Source organism: Roseospira marina, assembly GCF_014197855.1.
Taxonomy (GTDB): domain Bacteria; phylum Pseudomonadota; class Alphaproteobacteria; order Rhodospirillales; family Rhodospirillaceae; genus Rhodospira; species Rhodospira marina.
The window spans coordinates 26,459-46,157 of sequence record NZ_JACIGJ010000002.1 but is presented as its reverse complement, the minus strand read 5'-3'; the positions used below and the strand labels follow the sequence as shown (position 1 = coordinate 46,157).

Here is a 19,699-nt window from a genome sequence, read left to right as displayed (position 1 = left end):
CTCCTTGCTGCGGCCTGCGGTGCTAGACCCGCTCGATGTCCTTGGTGCCGAACAGGCCGTACGGCTTGACCACCAGGATGATGATGAGCACCCAGAACGGCGCGATCGTCAGCATGTTGCCCCAGTACAGGAACTGGCCGTCGACGTACTCGGCCATGTTCTCCAGGACACCGACGATCAGCCCGCCCACGACGGCGCCGATGATGGAGTCCAGCCCGCCCAGGATGACGGCCGGAAAGACCTTGATGCCGATGAACGACAGCGCGGAGGACACCCCGTTGACCATGCCGACGACCACGCCGGCCAGGGCGGAGACCATCGCGGAGATGGCCCAGGCCATGGCGAAAACCTGCTTGACCGAAATGCCCAGCGACTGGGCGACCTGCTGGTTGAAGGCGGTCGCGCGCATGGCAAGGCCATAGCGGCTGTATTTAAAGAAGTAGAAGAAGCCGCCCATTATGAACAGCGACACGACGAAGCTCATCAGGTAGGCCGGTTCGACCCGAAGCCCGCCGATATTCACCGCGTTCATGCCGAAGACATCCGGAAAGCCCACGGCGGACTGGCCGAACATCCAGTTCGAAAAGGCCCGCATGAAGATCGACAGGCCGATGGTCACCATGATGACCGAAATGATCGGCTCGCCGATCATCGGCCGCAGCACCACCATCTGAATGAAGATGCCGAGCGCGGCCATGAACGCCAGTGTGATGAGGAAGCCGAACACGAACGGAACTTCAAACTGCACAAGAATGGTCCAGCAGATCCAGGCTCCGATTAGAAGGAATTCGCCCTGGGCGAAGTTCACCACTTGCGTTGACTTGTAGATCAGCACGAAACACATCGCGACGACCCCGTACAGGGTGCCGACGATGATGCCGTTGATCAGGAGCTGAAAGAACAGGTCCATTCGGATCCTCCCCCTCGCGCCGGCGTTATTGCGGTTGTGGGGCCGGTGCGTCTCTTGTGTGGTCGCGCGCCGCCGTTACTCCGCCGCCTGCCGGGCTGGGGAGCCGTTGTCCGGCGGCAGCAGGGTCTCCACCCGCAAGGTGGTCTGGATGCGCGCGGTGCTGCCGTCCTGGAACGTGATGGTCGTGTCCACGTCGATGGCGTCGCGCCCGGCGTAGATCGCCTCGATCTCCTGAGCGTATTTCTCGGCGATGACGCCTCGGCGGACTTTGCGGGTCCGGGTCAGTTCGCCGTCGTCCGGGTCCAACTCCTTGTACAGCAACAGGAATTTTCGGATGCGCTGGGCCTCGGGCAGGGTATCGTTGACGCGCTCCACCTCCTCGCGCAGCAGGGCGTAGACCTCCGGCTGGGCCGACAGGTTGGTGTAGTTGGTGAAACTGATGCCCTTCTGCTCCGCCCATTTGGACACGATGGACCAGCGGATGCAGATCATGGCGGCCAGATAGGGCAGGTCGCGGCCCAGAATGACGGCCTCCGCGACGAAGGCGGAGAACTTCAGCTTGTTCTCGATGTACTGCGGCGAGAAGCGGACCCCCGTCGCCGTGTTGGCGAGGTCCTTGACCCGGTCGATGACCACCAGATGGCCGCTGCGGGTGTCCATGTAGCCGGCGTCGCCGGTGTACAGCCAACCGTCCCGCAGGTCGGCGTTCGTGGCGGCCTCGTTCTTGTAGTACCCCAGGAACATGCCCTGGCTGCGCCCGACGATCTCGCCGACGCCTTCGTCGTCCGGGTCGTTGATGCGCACGGCGGACTCGTCGAAGGGCAGGCCGACGGTCTCGGGGTCGATGTCGTCGCCGCGATGGATGGTGTAGGCGCCGGCCAGTTCCGTCTGGCCGTAAAGCTGCTTCAGCGGCACGCCCATGGCGTGGAAGAACGTGAACGTCTCCGGCCCCATGGCGGCGCCGCCGGTGGCGGCCGAGGTCAGGAACGAGAACCCATAGCGGTCCCGCAGCGCCCGGAACAGGATCAAGTCTGCGAACCAGGATTGCCGTTTTTCCGCCGCGGCTTTCTTGCCGATCTTCATGCCCCACGCGAACATGAAGCGCTTGAAGGGCGTGCTGTCCATCATGCGCGCGCGCACCTCGGCGGCGATGCTTTCCCAAACCCGCGGCGCCAGCAGGACGAAGGTCGGGCCGATCTCGCGCAGATCGGCCATCGTGGTTTCCTCGTCCTCGACGAAGTTGATGATGTTCCGGGCAATCAACTGCTGCCCGACGACGTAGACCTGCTCCATGATCCAGGGCAGCGGCAGGACGGAGACGTAGTCGTCGCCCGGGCACTTCGGATCGGCGGTCAGGTAATCGAGGCAATGGCGCAGGAAATGGCCCGATTGCAGCATGGCCAGCTTCGGCTTGCTGGTCGTGCCGGAGGTCGTGCACAGGATCGACACGTCCTCGCCGGAGCCCTTTTCCACTTCATCGTCATAGAGCGTGGGCCGGGCACGGTTCAGCAAGTCGCCGCGGGAACACAGCTCCGTCTCCGCGATCAGGCGCGCATCGGTGTACTTTCGCATGCCGCGCGGGTCGCAGTAGACGATGACCGTCACCGACGGGATCTGATCGCCCAACTCGATCAGCTTGTCGACCTGCTCCTCGTCTTCGCAGATCACGGCCTTGATCTGGGCGGCCTGGATCAGATAGGCGACCTCCTCACCCAGGGCGTCGCGGTAGATGCCCAGCGATGTCGCCCCGATGGCATGGGCCGCGACCTCGCCCCAGACCCATTCCGGTCGGTTGGCCCCCAGCAGACCGACACAGTCGCCGCGCTCGATGCCGAGCGAGCGCAGACCCAGCGCGTACTGGCGGACCTTGCGCTCATAGTCGGTGAAGGTGAATGCGTTCCAGATGCCGAATTCCTTCTCCCGCATGACGACCTCGTGGCCGTAGGCGCGGGCGTTGTAGGCCAGCAGCTTCGGGAAGGTATCGAACCGGCGCACATCGCCGAACTCGGGCGTCGTCTTCTGGTTCCGCTTGCGGGCCATCAGGCGACCTCCTCCGCGTCGTCCTCGCCGAGGTAGGCGGTCTTGACGCGCGGGTTGCTCATGATCTCGTCGGGCAGGCCCTCCGCGATCTTCTGGCCGAAGTCCAGCACGGCGACACGGTGGGAAATGTCCATGACCACGCCCATGTCGTGCTCGATCATGATGACCGATATGCCCCACTCCTCGTTGAGGTCGATGATGAAGCGGGCCATGTCCTCCTTTTCCTCCAAGTTCATGCCGGCCATCGGCTCGTCCAGGAGGATCAGGTCCGGCTTCAGCGCGATGGCGCGCGCCAGTTCGACGCGCTTGCGCAGGCCGTACGACAGCGTGCCGGCCATCGCCTTGCGGATGTGGGTAATTTCGAGGAAGTCGATGATGTCCTCGACGGCGCGGCGGTGGGACAACTCTTCCCGCTGGGCAAGTCCCCAGTACAGTGCGCCGGACAGAAACCCGTTCTTCAACAAATGGTGGCGGCCGACCATGATATTGTCGAGCACACTCATATGGCCGAACAGGGCCAGATTCTGGAATGTCCGGCCGATTCCAAGGTCGGCGCGCTGGTTTGGCTTCAGGTCGGTGACGTCGCGTCCCTTGAACACGACCCGACCGTCCGTCGGTGTGTACCGCCCGGAAATACAATTCATCATCGAGGTCTTGCCGGCCCCGTTCGGGCCGATGATGGCGAACAGTTCACCCTTCGCGACCGAAAAGGTCACGCCGGATAGGGCTCGCACGCCCCCGAATTGCAGGGACACCGCCCGCACGTCGAGGATGGCCGTCTCTTCGGACATGCCGCTCCCTTCCTCCCTGGCGCCCTCTTGTGGGGCTTTCATTTTGTTACGCAGCGCCGGCCTTATACGACCATTCTGTACTCCGCGTCATCTGTTGGTACCCTGGTTCCGCGCTTGGGGTCAAGCGTCACAAATCTTTGAAATTGCTACGTCTGTGTGCGGTGCAGCGGGAACGGGGAAGGGCCTTGAGCCCGTTACGGAATTTCCGGCTCGTATGCGTAAAGAAGGAACTTACGGGTTGGCGCGCCCGTTTATCCGACCGACGCGGCGGGTCGGAAACCGGCCCAAATCTGGACACCGCGCGGGGAATGGGTTAAGCGACCAAAAACCCGCTGCCGTGTCGGGTATCCATCGTATACCCGCAAGCGTGCCACGACCCATCGCATTCAGATATGGAGGACGCCCGTGGGAGCCACAGGTCAGGATACCCTGAAGGCCCGTCGTACCCTCTCGGTCGGTGACGCCCAGTACGACTATTTTTCCCTCGCAGACGCGGGGTTGGGCGACATCTCGCGCCTGCCGTTCTCTCTGAAGGTGCTGCTCGAAAACATGCTCCGCCATGAGGACGGCCGCACGGTCACCATCGACGACGTCAAGGCCGTCGCGGCCTGGCTGGAAACCCGAAGCTCGACTCGGGAGATCGCTTATCGGCCGGCGCGGGTTCTGATGCAGGACTTCACCGGCGTGCCGGCGGTGGTCGACCTCGCCGCGATGCGAGAGGCCATGACCGCCCTGGGCGGCGATCCGGAGCGCATCAATCCACTGTCGCCGGTCGATCTGGTGATCGACCACTCGGTAATGGTGGACCATTACGCCAGCGCCGACGCGCTGGAGCGGAACATGGACCTGGAGTTCGAGCGCAATGGGGAGCGCTATGCGTTCCTGCGCTGGGGTCAGAAGGCGTTCGACAACTTCCGTGTCGTGCCGCCGGGTGTTGGTATCTGCCATCAGGTGAACCTGGAGTATCTGGCCCGCACCGTGTGGTCGAGCGAGGACCAGACCGGCAAAATGGTGGCCTATCCGGATACCCTGGTGGGCACCGATAGTCACACGACCATGGTCAACGGCCTGGGTGTGCTGGGCTGGGGTGTCGGTGGTATCGAGGCCGAGGCCGCCATGCTCGGTCAGCCGGTCTCCATGCTGATCCCTGAGGTCATCGGCTTCAAGCTGACGGGCTCCCTGAAAGAGGGCACCACGGCTACCGACTTGGTACTGACCGTGACCCAAATGCTCCGCGCCAAGGGCGTGGTGGGCAAGTTCGTCGAGTACTTCGGCCCGGGTCTTGCCAGCATGCCGCTGGCCGACCGCGCCACCATCGCCAACATGGCGCCCGAGTACGGCGCCACCTGCGGCATCTTCCCGATCGACAGCGAGACGCTGCGCTACCTGCGCGATACCGGCCGTTCGGATGAGCAGGTCGCGCTGGTCGAGGCCTACGCCAAGGCCCAGGGCATGTGGCGCGACGATGCCGCGCCGGAGCCGGTCTACACCGACACGCTGGAACTGGATCTGGGCGATGTCGAGCCGTCCCTGGCCGGTCCGCGTCGGCCGCAGGATCGCATTGCGCTGTCCGGGGCCGCTGGCGCCTTTGCCGAAGCGCTGAAGGACATGGCCGCGCAGGGCGAGCCCCGCACCGTGCCGGTCGAGGGCGCGGACTACTCCCTGTCGGATGGCGACGTCGTGATCGCGGCCATCACGTCCTGCACCAACACCTCGAACCCGTCCGTGCTGCTGGCCGCCGGTCTGCTGGCCAAGAATGCGGTCGCCAAGGGGCTGACCCGCAAGCCTTGGGTCAAGACCTCGCTGGCGCCCGGGTCCCAGGTGGTGACGGACTATCTGGCGAAGGCCGGCCTTCAGGACCCGCTGAATGCGCTCGGCTTCAACATCGCCGGCTACGGGTGCACCACCTGCATCGGCAACAGCGGCCCGCTCGACGGTCCCATTGCCGACGCCATCGACGACAATGGTCTGGTGGCCGGGGCGGTGCTGTCGGGCAACCGGAACTTCGAGGGCCGGATCAGCCCGCAGGTGCGCGCGAACTACCTGGCCTCGCCGCCGCTGGTGGTGGCCTACGCCATCGCCGGTACGATGGCGAAGGATCTGACCACGGAGCCGCTGGGCGAGGACACGGACGGCAACCCCGTCTACCTTAAGGACATCTGGCCGAGCGCCCACGACGTGGCCGAGGCCGTCACCGCCAACGTCAAGGCGGAGATGTTCAACGCCCGCTATGGCAACGTGTTCGACGGGCCGGCGCAGTGGAAGTCCATCCAGGTGGCCGAAGGCAAGACCTACGAATGGGCCCCGGGTTCGACGTACGTGCAGAACCCGCCGTATTTCGAGGGCATGGACATGACCCCGAAGCCGCCGACCGATATCGTGAACGCGCGGCCGCTGGCGGTGCTGGCCGACAGTGTCACCACCGACCACATCTCGCCGGCCGGCTCCATCAAGGGCGACAGCCCGGCGGGGCACTACCTCCAGGGCCATCAGGTGCCGGTGCGCGAGTTCAACAGCTACGGCTCGCGGCGCGGCAACCACGAGGTCATGATGCGCGGCACGTTCGCCAACATCCGCATCAAGAACGAGATGGTGCCGGGCAGCGAGGGCGGCGTGACCAAGCACCTGCCCGAGGGCACGGTGATGCCGATCTACGACGCCGCCATGGCTTACAAGGGCGAGGGCGTGCCGTTGGTCGTGGTGGCCGGCAAGGAGTACGGTACCGGCTCGTCCCGCGACTGGGCGGCCAAAGGCACCGTTCTGCTGGGCGTGAAGGCGGTGATCGTGGAGAGCTTTGAGCGCATCCACCGCTCCAACCTCGTCGGCATGGGTGTGCTGCCGTTGCAGTTCAAGGACGGCGCGACCCGCAAGACCCTGGGCCTGGACGGCTCCGAAACCTTCACCATCACCGGTGTGGCCGACATCACGCCGCGCCAGGACGTGACGGTCACGATCACCCGCGCCGACGGGTCGAGCGAGGAGGTCGTGACGACCTGCCGCATCGATACGCTGGACGAGTTGGAGTACTTCCGCAACGGCGGCATTCTCCAGTATGTGCTGCGCTCGCTGGCGGCGGCGTAACGCAAACGGCGGGTGAGCTCAGCTCACCCGCCTGATTCGGTACCAGCCCGCGCCCCCCCCACCCCGCCACCCCTAGGATACGGGCGTTGGGTGGCCGGGTGAGGGGACGGGCTGGCGACGAACTCCAACGGCCATCTTCAGATGCCGTTGGGATAACGTCATCGCAAGCCGGGCGGGGGAGGCGATCTTCCGCCTGCGTTTTTTTGACCACGGGCTGCGGAGGGGATTCCATGACGTCTCACGAAGCCGGTAAGGTCATTCTGGTCGTGATCGACGGCCTGGGGCTCACCACGGCGGTCCGCGAGATGGGCTTTCTGGAGGGGTTGGTGGCGGCCGGCGCGGCGCGTCGGCGCACCGTCACCTCCGTGCTGCCCAGCCTCTCACGGCCGGCCTATGAGTCGATCATGACCGGCTTGGCGCCCGCCGATCACGGCATCACATCGAACTATGTGATCCGCCGCTCGGAATTCCGATCCATCTTCACCGAGGCCCGCGCGGCCGGGCGCGTGACGGCGGCTGTGGCCTTCTCCTGGTTTGCGGAACTGGCCAACGGCCTGCCGTTCGATCCTGTGGACGACCGGGAACTGGACGATGGCCCCGGTCCGATTCAGCATGGCCGCTTCTACCTGATGACGCCGTTTCCGGATCCGGAGGTGTACTGGATGGCGGAACGGATGGTGCGGCGGTGCGCGCCCGACCTGCTGCTCGTGCATCCGATGGCCTGTGATTACGTCGGCCATGAGTCGGGCGGCGAGTCCGTGCCCTATCGCCGCGCGGCGGCGCTGTCGGATGATCTGTTGGCGCAGCGGGTGCCGGGCTGGCGGGAAGCTGGCTATCGCGTCATCGTCACCGCCGACCATGGCATGTGCGCCGATGGCTTCCACGGTGGCACCGAGCCAGCGGTGCGCGAGGTACCGTTCTATCTGATCGACCCGCCCGAGGGCGTGGACTGGTCCGACGACACACCGCCCGCCGACCAGCGCGCCGTCGCGCCGACCGTTTTGCGCCTGATGGGGCTCGACCCGGCGCCCAGCATGACCGCGCCGAGTCTTATTTGATTGGAGGACCGGCCCTGAGACGGACGCGTCTGTCTCAGGGCCTCCGCCTCTTCGGGGCACGGTCGCGCCGGTCGGTCGATGCCGGTCGGTCGATGCCGGTCGGTCGATGAACGAGCCGATCGTTTCGTCGGCCGGACCTAACCCTCGCCCCTCTTGGCGCGCAGCTTGTCCCAATAGGCCAGCCGCTTGCGGATTTCGCGCTCGAACCCACGATCCGGCGGCGCATAGAACCGCTCGCGCGCCATGCCCTCCGGGAAATAGTTCTGACCGGAGAACCCGTCCTCGGCGTCGTGGTCGTACTGGTAGCCGTCGCTGTACCCCAGCTCCTTCATCATCTTGGTGGGGGCGTTGAGGATGTGCTTGGGCGGCATCAGGCTGCCGGTCTTGCGCGCTGCGCGCCGGGCGGCGCCATAGGCGGCATAGCCCGCGTTGCTCTTGGGCGCGGTCCCCAGATAGAGCACCAGATGCGCGATGGCGAGGTCGCCCTCCGGGCTGCCGAGGCGGTCGTACGTGTCCCACGCGGCGATGGACTGTTCGAGGGCACCGGGATCGGCGAGCCCGATATCCTCGACCGCAAACCGCGTCAGCCGGCGCAGGATGTAGGCCGGATCCTCGCCGCCCCCCAGCATGCGGGCCAGCCAGTACAGCGCGGCGTCGGCGTCGGAGCCGCGCAGGGATTTGTGCAGGGCGGAGATGAGGTTGTAGTGCTCCTCTCGGTCCTTGTCGTACACGGGAGCGCGCCGTTGGGCGACCTGGGCCAGCCCATCCGGATCCAGCGGCGCCATGTCCGCGCCCTCGGCCGCCTGGATGGCGAACAGCGCCTCCACCAGGGTCAGCAGATAACGGCCGTCTCCGTCCGCCATGCCGCGCAGGGCCGCCCGGGCCTCGTCGGTAACGGGTAGGGGCAGCGCGGCTGCGCTCTCCGCCCGGGCCAGCATCGTCTCGAGGCCGCCATCGTCCAGACGGTTCAGCACGAACACCCGCATCCGCGACAGCAGGGCGGCGTTCAGCTCGAAGCTGGGATTTTCGGTGGTGGCACCGACCAGCACCACCGTGCCGTCCTCGACATACGGCAGGAATCCATCCTGCTGGGCGCGGTTGAAGCGGTGGATCTCGTCCACGAACAAAAGGGTGCCCCGGCCCTCGTGCCGGCGGCGTTCGCGCGCCGCCTGGAACACCTTGCGCAGATCGGCGACGCCCGAAAAGACGGCGGACAAGGGCTCGAAATGCAGGTCCACATGCCGGGCCAGAAGGCGGGCGATGGTGGTCTTGCCGCAGCCGGGCGGCCCCCAGAACACGATGGAGGCGAGGCGCCCGGCCTCCAGCATCTTGCGCAGGGGCCCCCCCGACCCGAGCAGGTGATCCTGCCCGACCACTTCCTCCAGCGTGCGGGGGCGCAAGCGGTCGGCGAGCGGGCGCGACGGATCGTTCGGATCGGGCTCCATCCGCGCCGTCGCGAGGCTGGGACCGCCCCCGGATCCACTCCGCGTGCTGTCGCCGAACAGATCGCTCATCCGCCCACCGCCACCCGTAGCCGGCGTCCGTCGCGCACCAGTTCGAGGCGCCAGGGCGGGCCGGTGCGTTGCATCAGGCGGTCCAGGTCCTGGACCGTATCGGGGGGCTGGCCATTGACCTCCGCGACGATGTCGCCAGGGCGGAGGCCGATGCGCAGCGCCGGGCTGCCCTGAGCGATGCCCATGACCACCACGGTTCCCAGCCCGTGCGGCAAACCCAGTTCCTCGGCCAGCGCCGGGTTCAGGTTGGCGACCGTGACGCCGTTGAACGGATGGCGTCCGCGAAGCTGGGTGGTGTCGCGCGGCGGGGTCTCCGGTGGCGCCAGCAGGGGCACAGCGACATCGAGCTCTCGGCCATCGCGCAGGACATGCAGCGTCACCGTCCCGCCGACGGCGCTGGCGCCGACGCGGTAGCGCAGGGCCTCCTCGTCGTCCACCGGGTGGCCGTCGTATGTGAGCACGAGGTCGCCCCGTTTCAGGCCGGCTTTCTGACCGGGGCCATCCGGCAGCACGTCGGACAGCAGCACCCCGTTCGGACGCGGCAGGCCCAGGGACCGGGCGATATCGCTGGTGACGGATTGGCCGTCGATGCCGAGCCACGGCCGTGTGACCCGCTTGCCGGCGATCAGACTGTCGACGACGACGCGCGCCATGGCGGAGGGAATGGCGAAACCGATGCCGACGTTGCCGCCGTCCTTGCTGTAGATCGCGGTGTTGATGCCGACCAACCGGCCGCTCATGTCCACCAGCGCACCGCCCGAGTTTCCGGGGTTGATGGCGGCGTCGGTCTGGATGAAGGACTGATAGTCGCTCAGGCCGCCCGTGCTGCGCGCCAGCGCGGAGACAATGCCCATGGTCACCGTCTGCCCCACACCGAACGGGTTGCCGATGGCGAGCACCAGGTCACCGACCGCCAGGGAGTCGGAATCGCCCAGCGTCAGGGCGGGCAGGGCCTCGTCACCGACGTCAATGGACAGCACGGCCAGATCGGTGCGCTCGTCGGTGCCCAGCAGTGTGGCATCGTATTCACGCCGGTCGTGCAGGACCACCGTGATCTCGTCCGCGCCCTCAATGACGTGGTTGTTGGTCAGGATGATGCCGTTGGGCCGCACGATCACGCCGGAGCCCAGCGCGTTCTCCACCCGCTCGCGCGGGCGCGACGGGGCCAGCGGCCCGCCGAAAAAGTGGCGGAACACCGGATCGTCGAACAGGCGCGGCATGGTGCGCTCGTGCACGACACGGCGGCTGTAGATGTTCACGACCGCCGGTGTGGCGCTTTGGACCACCGGCGCGAATGACAGGGCGATCTCGGCCCGGGACGACGGGACCTCCTGCGCGGCAAGGGGGGGCGGTGCGGCGCTCAGCAGGACAAGGCCGACACACAGGGCGGCCAGCGGGCGGAGATAACGCAAACGGAAGACGAGTGGAGATCGGCGAGGCATAGGAAAGCACCTGTTCGGAAACGTCCCGGCAGATCTAGGACGCACATCCGGCCGGGGCAATCGTCGCGTCCAGCCGGGCCGGATCCAGCACCATGACACCGGGGCCAGCGGTCCACACCAGGGCGCAGACGATGGGACGGTCCGGGTACACCTGGGTCAGCACGGCGCGGTACAGCGCCATCTGGCGCAGGTAGGCGGAGGGGACAAGGTCCGGATCCGTGGGGGCCGGGCGGCTGGTCTTGAAATCGACTACCGTCACTCGCTCCGGCGTGACATGCAGGCGGTCCACCTGACCGGAGACCACGGCGGTGTCCACCACGCCGACGATCGGCACCTCGGCGCGCGACCCGGGGCCGAACACGGCGGCCAGCTCGGGGTGGTCCAGGACCGCCAGGACCTCGCCGGCCAGCGCCTCGGCGGTCTCCGCGTCCAGGCCATGGGCCGGCCGCGACAGCCACGCCCACGCCGCGTCCGCTCGGTCTGCCGGAGGAACACCGGGCAGGTGCTGCAACAGCCGGTGCACCAGCAGGCCGCGCCGGAAGCGCCCGGGGCCGGCGCCCGCCTCCAGGGGCGAGACGGGCGGCGGATCGGCCGGTGCCTCCGACGGCGCCAGCGGGCGCGATGGGCGCGGATCGGGCGCCGGGGCGGTATGGAGCCATGGCGGCTCCGTCGTGTCGGGCGCGGCGTCGGAGACGTCCGGGGCGTCCCCCCGCGGCGGCCGGGTCTGGGCGGAGCGATGGCGTAGGATGGTTGCGCCGTCTTCGTCCAGGCCGCAGGCGAGAAGCGCGGGGTCGGCCGCCTTGGTCGCAAAGCCGGTGAGCGCCCGCGTCACAACCGGGTGCCACGCCGCGTCCGGCGCGGCCTTGCGCGTGTTCCAGCCGCACAGGATCAACCGATCCTCGGCCCGCGTCAGGGCGACGTAGAGAAGGCGGCGGTACTCCCGCTCTTCCGCCGCCACGCGGGCGTCCTCCAACGCCTGGGTGACCGGGTCGCGGTCGGCGGCGCGCGGGGGCCACAGCAGCAGGGCCGCGTCGTCCTCGGCCGGGCCGTCGAAATAGACGTGGGTGTCGCCCCGGTGCGGCAGCGACAGCGTATCCGGTAGAATCACCACCGGCGCCTGGAGGCCTTTGGAGCCATGCACGGTCATCACACGCACCGCCGCGCCGCCGTGCTCCAGGTCGCGCTTGATCTCGGTGTCGGCGACGGCGAGGGACCGCAGGAAGGCGCCCAGCGAGGGTGGCTGGTTGCGGTCGTGGGCCAGGGCGAGCGCCATGAACTCGTCGATCGGGTCGTCCGCCTCGGGGCCGAGCCGGGCCAGCAGGCCGCGCCGTCCTCCCTGGTGATCGAGGATCCGGGCGTACAGTTCGTGCGGCGGCAGCCGGTCCACGCGGGCCATCAGGTCCGCCAGCGTCGCCCAGGCGGCGCCAAAGGCGTCGTCGGCGCCGGCTCGGGCCTCCAGCCGGTGCCAAAGCCGTTCGCCCGACGCCCGGCCATGGGCGAGGGTGAACAGCTCCTCCTCCGTCAGGCCGATCAGCGGCCCCTTCAGGACCGTCGCCAGGGTGAGGTCGTCCTCCGGCAGCAGCAGGGCGTTGCCGAGCGCGATCAGGTCCATGACGGCGATCTGGTCGGTCAGCACCATGCGGTCGGCGCCGGCCACCGCGACGCCCAGCGTCTTCAGGGCGCGCGTCAGGTCGGTGACGAAGCCGGTGCGCCGCCGCACCAGCACGAGAATGTCGCCGGCCCGGATCGGGCGGTCCCGTGCCTCCAGTCGCTCCCCCGCCGTGATCATGCGGTGAATGCGGGCCGCCAGCACGCGAGCCAGCCGGCTCGGGGCGCTTTCCACCCGCAGGCGCTCCACCGGCGGCTTCCAGGGCTCGGGGTCCGGCAGCTCGGGAGGATCGACGGGCGGCCACACCTCGACCATGCCCGCTTGTCCCACCCGGGCGGGCGTGTGGGTGATGTCCTCGTCCCCCAGGGCGACGCCGTCGCGGGCGTCCGGCTGGGCGAACACCCGGTTCACGGCCTCCAGCACCGCCGGGGTGGAGCGGAAGGAGACGTGCAGACCCACGTCCTCGAACCGCTGGCCGGTGACGCGCACCCGCTCCCCGACGCGCGTGCGCATGGCCTCGAACCCGGCTGGGTCGGCGCCCTGAAAGCTGTAGATCGACTGCTTGCGGTCGCCGACGGCGAACACGGTGCGGGTGGGCGGCAGGCCGTCGCCGTGGGGCCCCTCGCGGCCGAGACCGGCGTGGAACTCCTCGGTCAGGGTGCGCGCGACCGCCCACTGGTCCGGGCTGGTGTCCTGGGCTTCGTCGATCAGCAAGTGGTCGATGCCGCCGTCGAGCTTGTAGAGCACCCAGGCGGCGCCGTCCGCGCGCTCCAGCAGGGTGCGGGTGTGCTGCACGAGGTCATCGAAGTCCAGCAGCGCGCGGGCGTCCTTGTACGCCGCCAGAACGCGCAGGTAGGCATCCGCGACCGTCAGCAGCGCCCCCGTCGCCTCGGCCACGGACGCGGCCTGCCGAGCCGCCCGCAGGCGGATCAGGCGGTCCCGCTCCTGGGCCAGGATATCGAGAACCTCGGGGTTCTTGGTGTGAAGACCCTTCGTGGTCATCTTCTCGGTGTCGCGTGGCTGGCCCTTGCTGTCGAAGAACGTTTTCTCGTGTGCCGGCAACAACTCCAGCCGGTCATCTGGGTCCGCTGCCAGAAAGGCCGCGAGCGCGTCCCCCTTGCCCTGGTCGGTCTTGGTGCCTTGGGCGAGGATCGCGGCGGCGGCCCGCAGGCCGGGGCCATCAAATGCCTCCTCGGCGCAGGCGGCCCGGTCCAGGGTCTCCGGCGTGGCCCCCTCGGCGACGCCGAGCCGGTCGTAGGTGGCCGTCCGCACGGCCGCCAGCCCGCCTCGGGCCGCGAACAGCCGGCGCAGGCGCGGCGCCTGGTTTTTCATCGCCGCCATCAGCTTGGGGAAGCGGTCCTCCGACACCCGGCTGGTCACGGTCGCCAGCGCCGCCGTGAGCGGGTCCGTCATCGGATCAGCCCCGCCGGCCTTGTTCAGCACGGTGCCCAGGGCGGTCTCGGCCGCGTCGCGGGCGGTGGCGTCGTCCATGACCTGAAAACTGGGCGACAGGCCCGCCTCGAGCGGAAACCGGCGCAAGACCGACTGGCAGAAGGCATGGATGGTCTGGATCCGCATGCCGCCGGGGGTGTCCAGCACGCGTGCGAACAGGCGCCGGGCCAGGGCCATGCGGTCGGGGTCCGGTCGCTCCCCGGACAGATCCTCCAGCGCGCGGGCCAGGGAGGCGTCGTCCGTGACGGACCATGTGGCGAGGCGCGCGGCCATGCGGTTCGCCATCTCCGCCGCCGCCGCCTTGGTGAAGGTCAGGCACAGGATCCGCTCGGGCGCCGCCCCCGCCAGCAGCAGGTTCAGCACGCGGTCGGTCAGCACCTTGGTCTTGCCGGAGCCGGCGCTGGCCGCGACCCAGGCCGACACGGTCGGATCGGCGGCGCGGCGCTGGTCGCGCGCGGCCAGGGCGACCGGATCGGTCGGAGCGGGGTTTGGGTCGTGCGGGGATGGCGTCATCCGCCGCCCTCCTCATCCACGGCCGTGGCCCATTCCGCGACCCGGGCGAGATGCTCGTAGTCGGAATAGCGCGGCGCCTTGTCGGGGACTGGGCGGGCGGGGTAGGGCGTCTCCGGCCGGGCGTAGAGGTTCACCAGCGCGGTCAGGCCGGCCAGCGCCTCGGCGGCAAGGGTGGTGGGGTCGTCCGCGACGGACCGGATTTCGCCCGGGGCGTCCCGGTTGCCCTTCAGGCGCCAGTATTCCAGGCCGGACACCGGGGCGGCCGGCAGGTCGGCAAAGGCGCCGGCCGCGACCATGGCGGCCTCCAACGGAAGCTGCGGGGCATAACCGGCCGAGACCTCCGTCTTGCTGGGCGGGATGCCGGTCTTGTGGTCCACCAGGACCAGCGTGCCGTCCGTTCGGCGTTCGATGCGGTCGGCGGTGCCGGTCAGGGTGAAGGGCCGGTCCGTGCCGCTCAGGGTCATGCGGCCGGAGCACTCCACGGACACGCGGTCCAAGGTGTCGGCGCGGCGCTGTTCCTGCGCCACGATCCAGGCGGCCGTGCGCTCGAAGCGCGGCCACCAGAACGCGGCGGCATGAGCGTCCGCGAGGGTTTCGCCGAACTCCTCTTCCCCAATCGCCAGAAGCTCCCGCTCCGGATCGGGGGGCAGGGGTCCCGGCCAGCGGACGCGAAACCCTTCCAGGGCGGCATGCACCAGCATGCCGAAGTCCCGCATGTCGAGGGGCTGATCCAGATCCGCCAGCTTTTCCAGGCCAAGGACGTAGCGCGCATAGATGCCGTAGGGGTCGCGGCGCCAGGTCTCGATCCGCGTGACCGACAGGCGCGTCGGACGCGCCTCCACCGGCGGGGTCGGCGCCGGGGGCGGTACGGGTTCGGTCGGTGTGACCGCGCGCAGGTGCCCGGTCCAGGCAAGCCAGGGGCCGTGCGCCGCCGCCGCCCACGCGTCCCCCAGTCCGGTCGCCGCCGTCACGGCATCCAGCCGCAGCAGCCAGCGGGAGGGTACGGTCGGCGTGCCCTCGACCCGCGCCGCTCGGGTCAAGGCGACCTCCGGCGCGCCCAGCGCCTGCGTGAAATCGTGCGCTGACAGGCCGATGCGCTGCTCCGGCGGCGGCAGACCAAAGGCGGCCTGCATGGGGCGGCTCATCCAGGGGTCCGCCTCCACGGCCGGCGGCCAGGAGCCTTCGTTGAGGCCACCCAGGATCATCCGGTCGGCGTGCCACACGCGGGCCTCCAGCGGTCCCAGGATCGCCAGCCGTGGGTGACCCATGCCGGGGGGGGTGCGGACCACATGCCCCGCAAGGAGCGCGTCGAGCACGCCCGGATAATGCCGGGGCGCCATAGGGGGGAGGCCGTCGGCGGCGTCCGCCAGTTCGGCGGCGAAGGTGGCCGCCGCCTCGCCCGCCGGGCCGGCCCACAGGCGCAGAGGACCCGGCTCAGTGTCGGTTTCGGCCAGGGCCTCTGCGGCCTCCATATGCGCCTTGACCAGCGCGGTCAGCGGCACCTCTGGCCCCTGCATGCCGGCCAAGAACGCGCCCATGCAGCCCTCAAGGCGGGCGATCAGGCGCAGGGGGCCGGAGTCCTCCGCGAACTCCGCCTTGAACGCCGCGCGGCGCAGCCCCTCGAAGCCGCCCGCATGCCGGGGGCCGCGCAGCACCGCGCATTCGAACCGCCGGACCTGACGGCGGAATAGCCCGGCGTCCCGCCCGGCGGTGACCAGCGGATGGCGCAGCAGGTCAAGCAACGGACCGGGGGCCAGATCGCTGGCGGCTGCGGCGGCCAGCAGGCGCAGGACCGTTCCGGGGGGCGTCAGGGCGAGCGGCTGGCCCGCCGAATCGTCCACGGTCAGGCCCCAGCGGCCCAGGGCGGCGGCGACCCGCCGCGCCAGCGTGCGGTCGAAGGTCACTAGGGCGGCCGTGCGTCCCGGGGTCTCCAGGGTCTCGCGCATCATCAGGGCGATCGTCTCGGCTTCCTCGCGCGGTCCCGGGCAGGTGATGCGGGTGACGCCGTCCAGCGTGGCGGCGGGCAGGGCGGGGGCGCCGTGCCACGCGTGGGCCGTGGGGGCCGGCCGCATGGCCTCCGTCAGCAGGCGGGCACGGTCCGCCGGTGCGGTCGCGGTGTCGGTCGCCGGGATGGCGTCCGGCCAGTCGGCGACCGCCTCCCGCTCCACGCCCAGGCGCTCCAGAAGGCGACGCAGGCCAAATTGCGGGTGGGTCCAGTCCAGCGCCGCCCAACTGTCCGCGTCCATGGTCCGGTCGAGGCCGGGCAGCACCACGGCCCCCTGCGGAAGACCGGCGACCACGGCCATCAGGTCGGCCGTCGCGGGGATGGAGCCGGTGGACCCGGCCGCGATCACGGGGCTGTCGGGGGGACTGTGACGCCACGCCTCCGCCTGCGCGGTCATCAGCCGGTCGCGGCGGTCGGCGGGATCCATCATGCCCTCGGCCTCCAGCAGGCTGGGCCAGACGTCCGTCACGATGCTTAGGAATTCGACCGTGGTGCGCCAGTGCTCGGCGTAGCGGTCCGGCACCAGCTCGGTCAGGCGGTCGAAGGACAGGCGTTCGGTCTGCACCCGGTCCATCAATCCGGCGAGGTCGCGCGCCAGCCGGGCCGCGATTTCCGGGGTTGGGCGGGTGCCATCCGGTCGCAACGGCCGCGCCTGGATCAACTGGGCGAGCAGAAGCTGGCGGCGCAGGCCGGGAATGGCCGGGGGAAGGTCTTCTACCCCCTCGCCTGGGGCGGCCCCGTCACTCAGGGACAGATCATCCTCGTCGACGTCACCAAGGGGCATCATGCGCGGCAACAGGAGCGCACGGCCGCCGCCCTGGCGCAAAAACGCCTCCCGCAGCAGGCGGCCGGCCCGCCGCGTGGGCAGCAGAACGGTCACATCGGCAAGCCGGAGCGGATCGGTGCCGTAGGCCGCCAACAGGCCCGCCGCCAGCACATCGACGAACGGCCGGGTCGGGGCGATGGTGTAGAGGGATGGGCGGCGCGGCATGCCCTACTGGTCGCTGCACAAGTTCGGCTCGCCCAGTTTCGCTTCCGCGAGAGCGAGCGCGGCCGGTGTGCCCACATGATACCACTCGCCGTCATGGACGGTGGCGTAAAGGCGTTCCTCGTCCATGGCGCGGTTGAATAGGCGGTTGAGCGAGAACGGCTCGTCCGGCGTGTCCTCGAACAGGGTTGGCGTGGTGATGAGAACGCCCCCGTGCACGAAGGGGGCGATCTCGTGCGACTTGCGGCGTCGGGGCCGACCCCAACCGTCCAGGCAGAAGTCGCCGCGCCCCTCGTAGCCGTTGGCGCTGGCCAGCGGCACCACAAGCAGCAGCATGTCCATGCGCGCCGGGTCCCAGGCTTCTGCCAGCCGCGTCAGGGCCGGCCGGATGCCGTCGAGCCACAGGATATCCCCGTTCGCGACCAGGAACGGGTCCGGTCCCAGCAGGGGCAGCGCCCTTTTCACGCCGCCACCGGTGTCCATGAGTTGATCGGTCTCGTCCGAGAAGACGATGGTGGGTGTCTTGCGGTGGGCGAGATGGGCGCGGACGTCGTCCGCGAGGTGGTGCACGTTCACCACGCAGGTCTCGACTCCGACCGTCGCCATGCGATCCAGGGTCCAGTCGATGACCGGCACCCCTCGGACTTTGATCAGGGGTTTCGGGGTTCGTTTGGTGATGGGCCGCATCCGCGAGCCTTTGCCGGCGGCCAGCACCATCCCGCAGCGGGGAATCGTGACGTCACCGATAGGAGGGATCGGGATGGAATGCGGCAGGCGCGTCGGGGTCATGACGGGATGAGTCTCCGCTCCGGCGGGATGTGGCGGTCGATCCAGGCGCGCACATCGGCGAGCGCCGGATGGCCCAGGGCGGCATCAAGAAGGCGCCAGACCCGGGCGATGTGGGTCAGGTACAGCGGTTTGCCGTCGCGGCGCGCCAACCGGGTGAATATACCGATCACCTTGGCGTGGCGCTGGGCGGCGAGGACGGCCCAGCTTGCGTCGAAGGCGGTCCGGTCGAGGCCGGGGCGCGCGGCGTGGTAGCGGGTTCGCATCGCGGCGACCAGCCCCGGGGCAAGGTCGCGGCGGGCGTCTTCCAGCAGCGAGACCAGATCATAGGTCAGCGGTCCGGCGACGGCATCCTGGAAGTCGAGCAGGCCGCAGCGCCGGGGCGCGGGCCGGTCCTCCAGAACCAACAGGTTGTCGACATGGAAGTCGCGCAGCACCAGCGTGTTCGGGACGGCACGGGCCAGCGGGAACACCGCGCGCCACACGGCGTCATACTCAGCGCGAGCCTCCGCCGAGAGGGGCGTCTCCAGCACCGCCGCCATGTACCAGTCCGGCAACAAGCCGGCCTCGTCCAGCAGACGGCGATCGTCGTAGGGCGGCACGAGGCCCTCTGGCACCGTCGCCGCGACCGGCCGGCGGTGCAGATCGGCCAGCAGGTCGACGGCCAGTGCGTACAACTCCGCTTCGTCGGCTCCCGCCGCGAGGCAGTACGTGAACGTGGCGTCGCCCAGATCCTCCAGCAGCAGGAAGCCGTGCTCGGTATCCTCGGCCAGGATCTCCGGCGCGGAGTAGCCTAGGTCCCTCAGATGGCGCGCCACGCGCGTGAAGGGGCGCACGTCCTCCTGAGGCGGGGGGGCGTCCATCAGCACGGCTGTGTCATCCGACCGCGCGATACGGTCATAGGAGCGGAACGAGGCATCGCCGGCCAGTCGGCCGCGCTGGGCGTCGCCCCAGCCGGCCCGGCCCAGAAACGCCGTGCGCGCATCATCCCGCTCGCTCATGACGTCACCCGGCGGGCTAGACTGTCCATGCGGCCCCGCCACGCGCCTTGGCCCGTCAGGTCCGCGCGTCGCGCCGTCGCACCGGTGTGGGACAGCGTAATGTCGAGGCGGTCGCGCGGCAGCCACCCGGCCATCCTATCGGGCCACTCAATTAAGGCGATGCCACCAGCCAGGGCGTCGTCGAGATCCAGTTCCAGCACGTCGTCGGGGTGCTCCAACCGATAGAGATCGTAGTGATACACGAGCGGACCGGCCGCGCCCTCGTACACCTGCACCAGCGTGAAGGTGGGGCTCGGCACCTCCTCATCCGGATCGCCCGTCAGCGCCCGGACGGTGGCACGCGCCAGCGCGGTCTTGCCCGCGCCCAGGTCCCCCCGCAAAACCACGACATCGCCCGGCCCCAAGGCACCGGCCAATGCCGCGCCAAGGCGACGTGTCGCGGCTTCGTCGGGCAGCTGGACAGTCACGGTCTGGGTTGGGGTGTTCATCATGCCCCGGTTTTAGCGGTC

General features: G+C 69.2%; 12 protein-coding genes. 2 read left to right on the top strand and 10 right to left on the bottom strand.

Features of this window, described 5'->3' with window-relative positions:
- Nucleotides 1-22: 22 nt before the first annotated feature.
- From GGD82_RS02770 to GGD82_RS02760, 3 genes are all read right to left on the bottom strand, one after another.
- The gene (locus GGD82_RS02770) at nucleotides 23-910 is read right to left on the bottom strand and encodes a branched-chain amino acid ABC transporter permease (RefSeq protein ID WP_170284152.1); all 888 of its coding nucleotides are present in this window, start codon (nucleotides 908-910) and stop codon (nucleotides 23-25) included.
- Nucleotides 911-985: 75 nt separating this feature from the next.
- Entirely contained in the window at nucleotides 986-2,950 is a 1,965-nt protein-coding gene (locus GGD82_RS02765; protein ID WP_150061127.1) for a long-chain fatty acid--CoA ligase, read from the bottom strand.
- Nucleotides 2,950-3,741 carry an ABC transporter ATP-binding protein gene (locus tag GGD82_RS02760; RefSeq protein ID WP_150061128.1) on the bottom strand — a complete coding sequence of 264 codons (792 nt, stop codon included), beginning with the start codon at nucleotides 3,739-3,741 and terminating at the stop codon, nucleotides 2,950-2,952. Before GGD82_RS02760 ends, GGD82_RS02765 begins: the two co-directional genes overlap by 1 nt.
- A gap of 405 nt (nucleotides 3,742-4,146) precedes the next feature.
- On the opposite strand from GGD82_RS02760, the gene acnA reads away from it, so the two are divergent.
- Both acnA and GGD82_RS02750 read left to right on the top strand, forming a co-directional pair.
- Nucleotides 4,147-6,822: an aconitate hydratase AcnA gene (acnA, locus tag GGD82_RS02755; RefSeq protein ID WP_150061129.1), complete on the top strand. Its 2,676-nt coding sequence runs from the start codon at nucleotides 4,147-4,149 to the stop codon at nucleotides 6,820-6,822.
- 230 nt (nucleotides 6,823-7,052) lie between these two features.
- The gene (locus tag GGD82_RS02750; protein ID WP_150061130.1) at nucleotides 7,053-7,880 is read left to right on the top strand and encodes an alkaline phosphatase family protein; all 828 of its coding nucleotides are present in this window, start codon (nucleotides 7,053-7,055) and stop codon (nucleotides 7,878-7,880) included.
- 137 nt (nucleotides 7,881-8,017) lie between these two features.
- On the opposite strand, the gene GGD82_RS02745 is transcribed toward GGD82_RS02750, so the two are convergent.
- The 7 genes from GGD82_RS02745 to tsaE form a co-directional block, all read right to left on the bottom strand.
- Nucleotides 8,018-9,325, bottom strand: a complete 1,308-nt coding sequence (locus tag GGD82_RS02745; protein WP_150061184.1) for a replication-associated recombination protein A — start codon at nucleotides 9,323-9,325, stop codon at nucleotides 8,018-8,020.
- 65 nt (nucleotides 9,326-9,390) lie between these two features.
- Complete coding sequence (locus GGD82_RS02740) at nucleotides 9,391-10,836, bottom strand: DegQ family serine endoprotease (RefSeq protein WP_150061131.1); 1,446 nt, start codon at nucleotides 10,834-10,836, stop codon at nucleotides 9,391-9,393.
- Nucleotides 10,837-10,870: 34 nt separating this feature from the next.
- Nucleotides 10,871-14,410, bottom strand: coding sequence for a double-strand break repair helicase AddA (gene addA / locus GGD82_RS02735; RefSeq protein WP_150061132.1), 3,540 nt, complete (start codon nucleotides 14,408-14,410; stop codon nucleotides 10,871-10,873).
- On the bottom strand, nucleotides 14,407-17,406 hold the full coding sequence (addB, locus tag GGD82_RS02730) for a double-strand break repair protein AddB (RefSeq protein WP_150061133.1): 3,000 nt from the start codon (nucleotides 17,404-17,406) through the stop codon (nucleotides 14,407-14,409). Before addB ends, addA begins: the two co-directional genes overlap by 4 nt.
- A 3-nt stretch (nucleotides 17,407-17,409) precedes the next feature.
- Complete coding sequence (locus tag GGD82_RS02725) at nucleotides 17,410-18,192, bottom strand: nucleotidyltransferase family protein (protein ID WP_211364691.1); 783 nt, start codon at nucleotides 18,190-18,192, stop codon at nucleotides 17,410-17,412.
- Nucleotides 18,189-19,190: an aminoglycoside phosphotransferase family protein gene (locus GGD82_RS02720; protein WP_150061134.1), complete on the bottom strand. Its 1,002-nt coding sequence runs from the start codon at nucleotides 19,188-19,190 to the stop codon at nucleotides 18,189-18,191. Before GGD82_RS02720 ends, GGD82_RS02725 begins: the two co-directional genes overlap by 4 nt.
- On the bottom strand, nucleotides 19,187-19,681 hold the full coding sequence (gene tsaE, locus GGD82_RS02715; RefSeq protein WP_246163712.1) for a tRNA (adenosine(37)-N6)-threonylcarbamoyltransferase complex ATPase subunit type 1 TsaE: 495 nt from the start codon (nucleotides 19,679-19,681) through the stop codon (nucleotides 19,187-19,189). Before tsaE ends, GGD82_RS02720 begins: the two co-directional genes overlap by 4 nt.
- Between the last annotated feature and the right edge of the window lie 18 nt (nucleotides 19,682-19,699).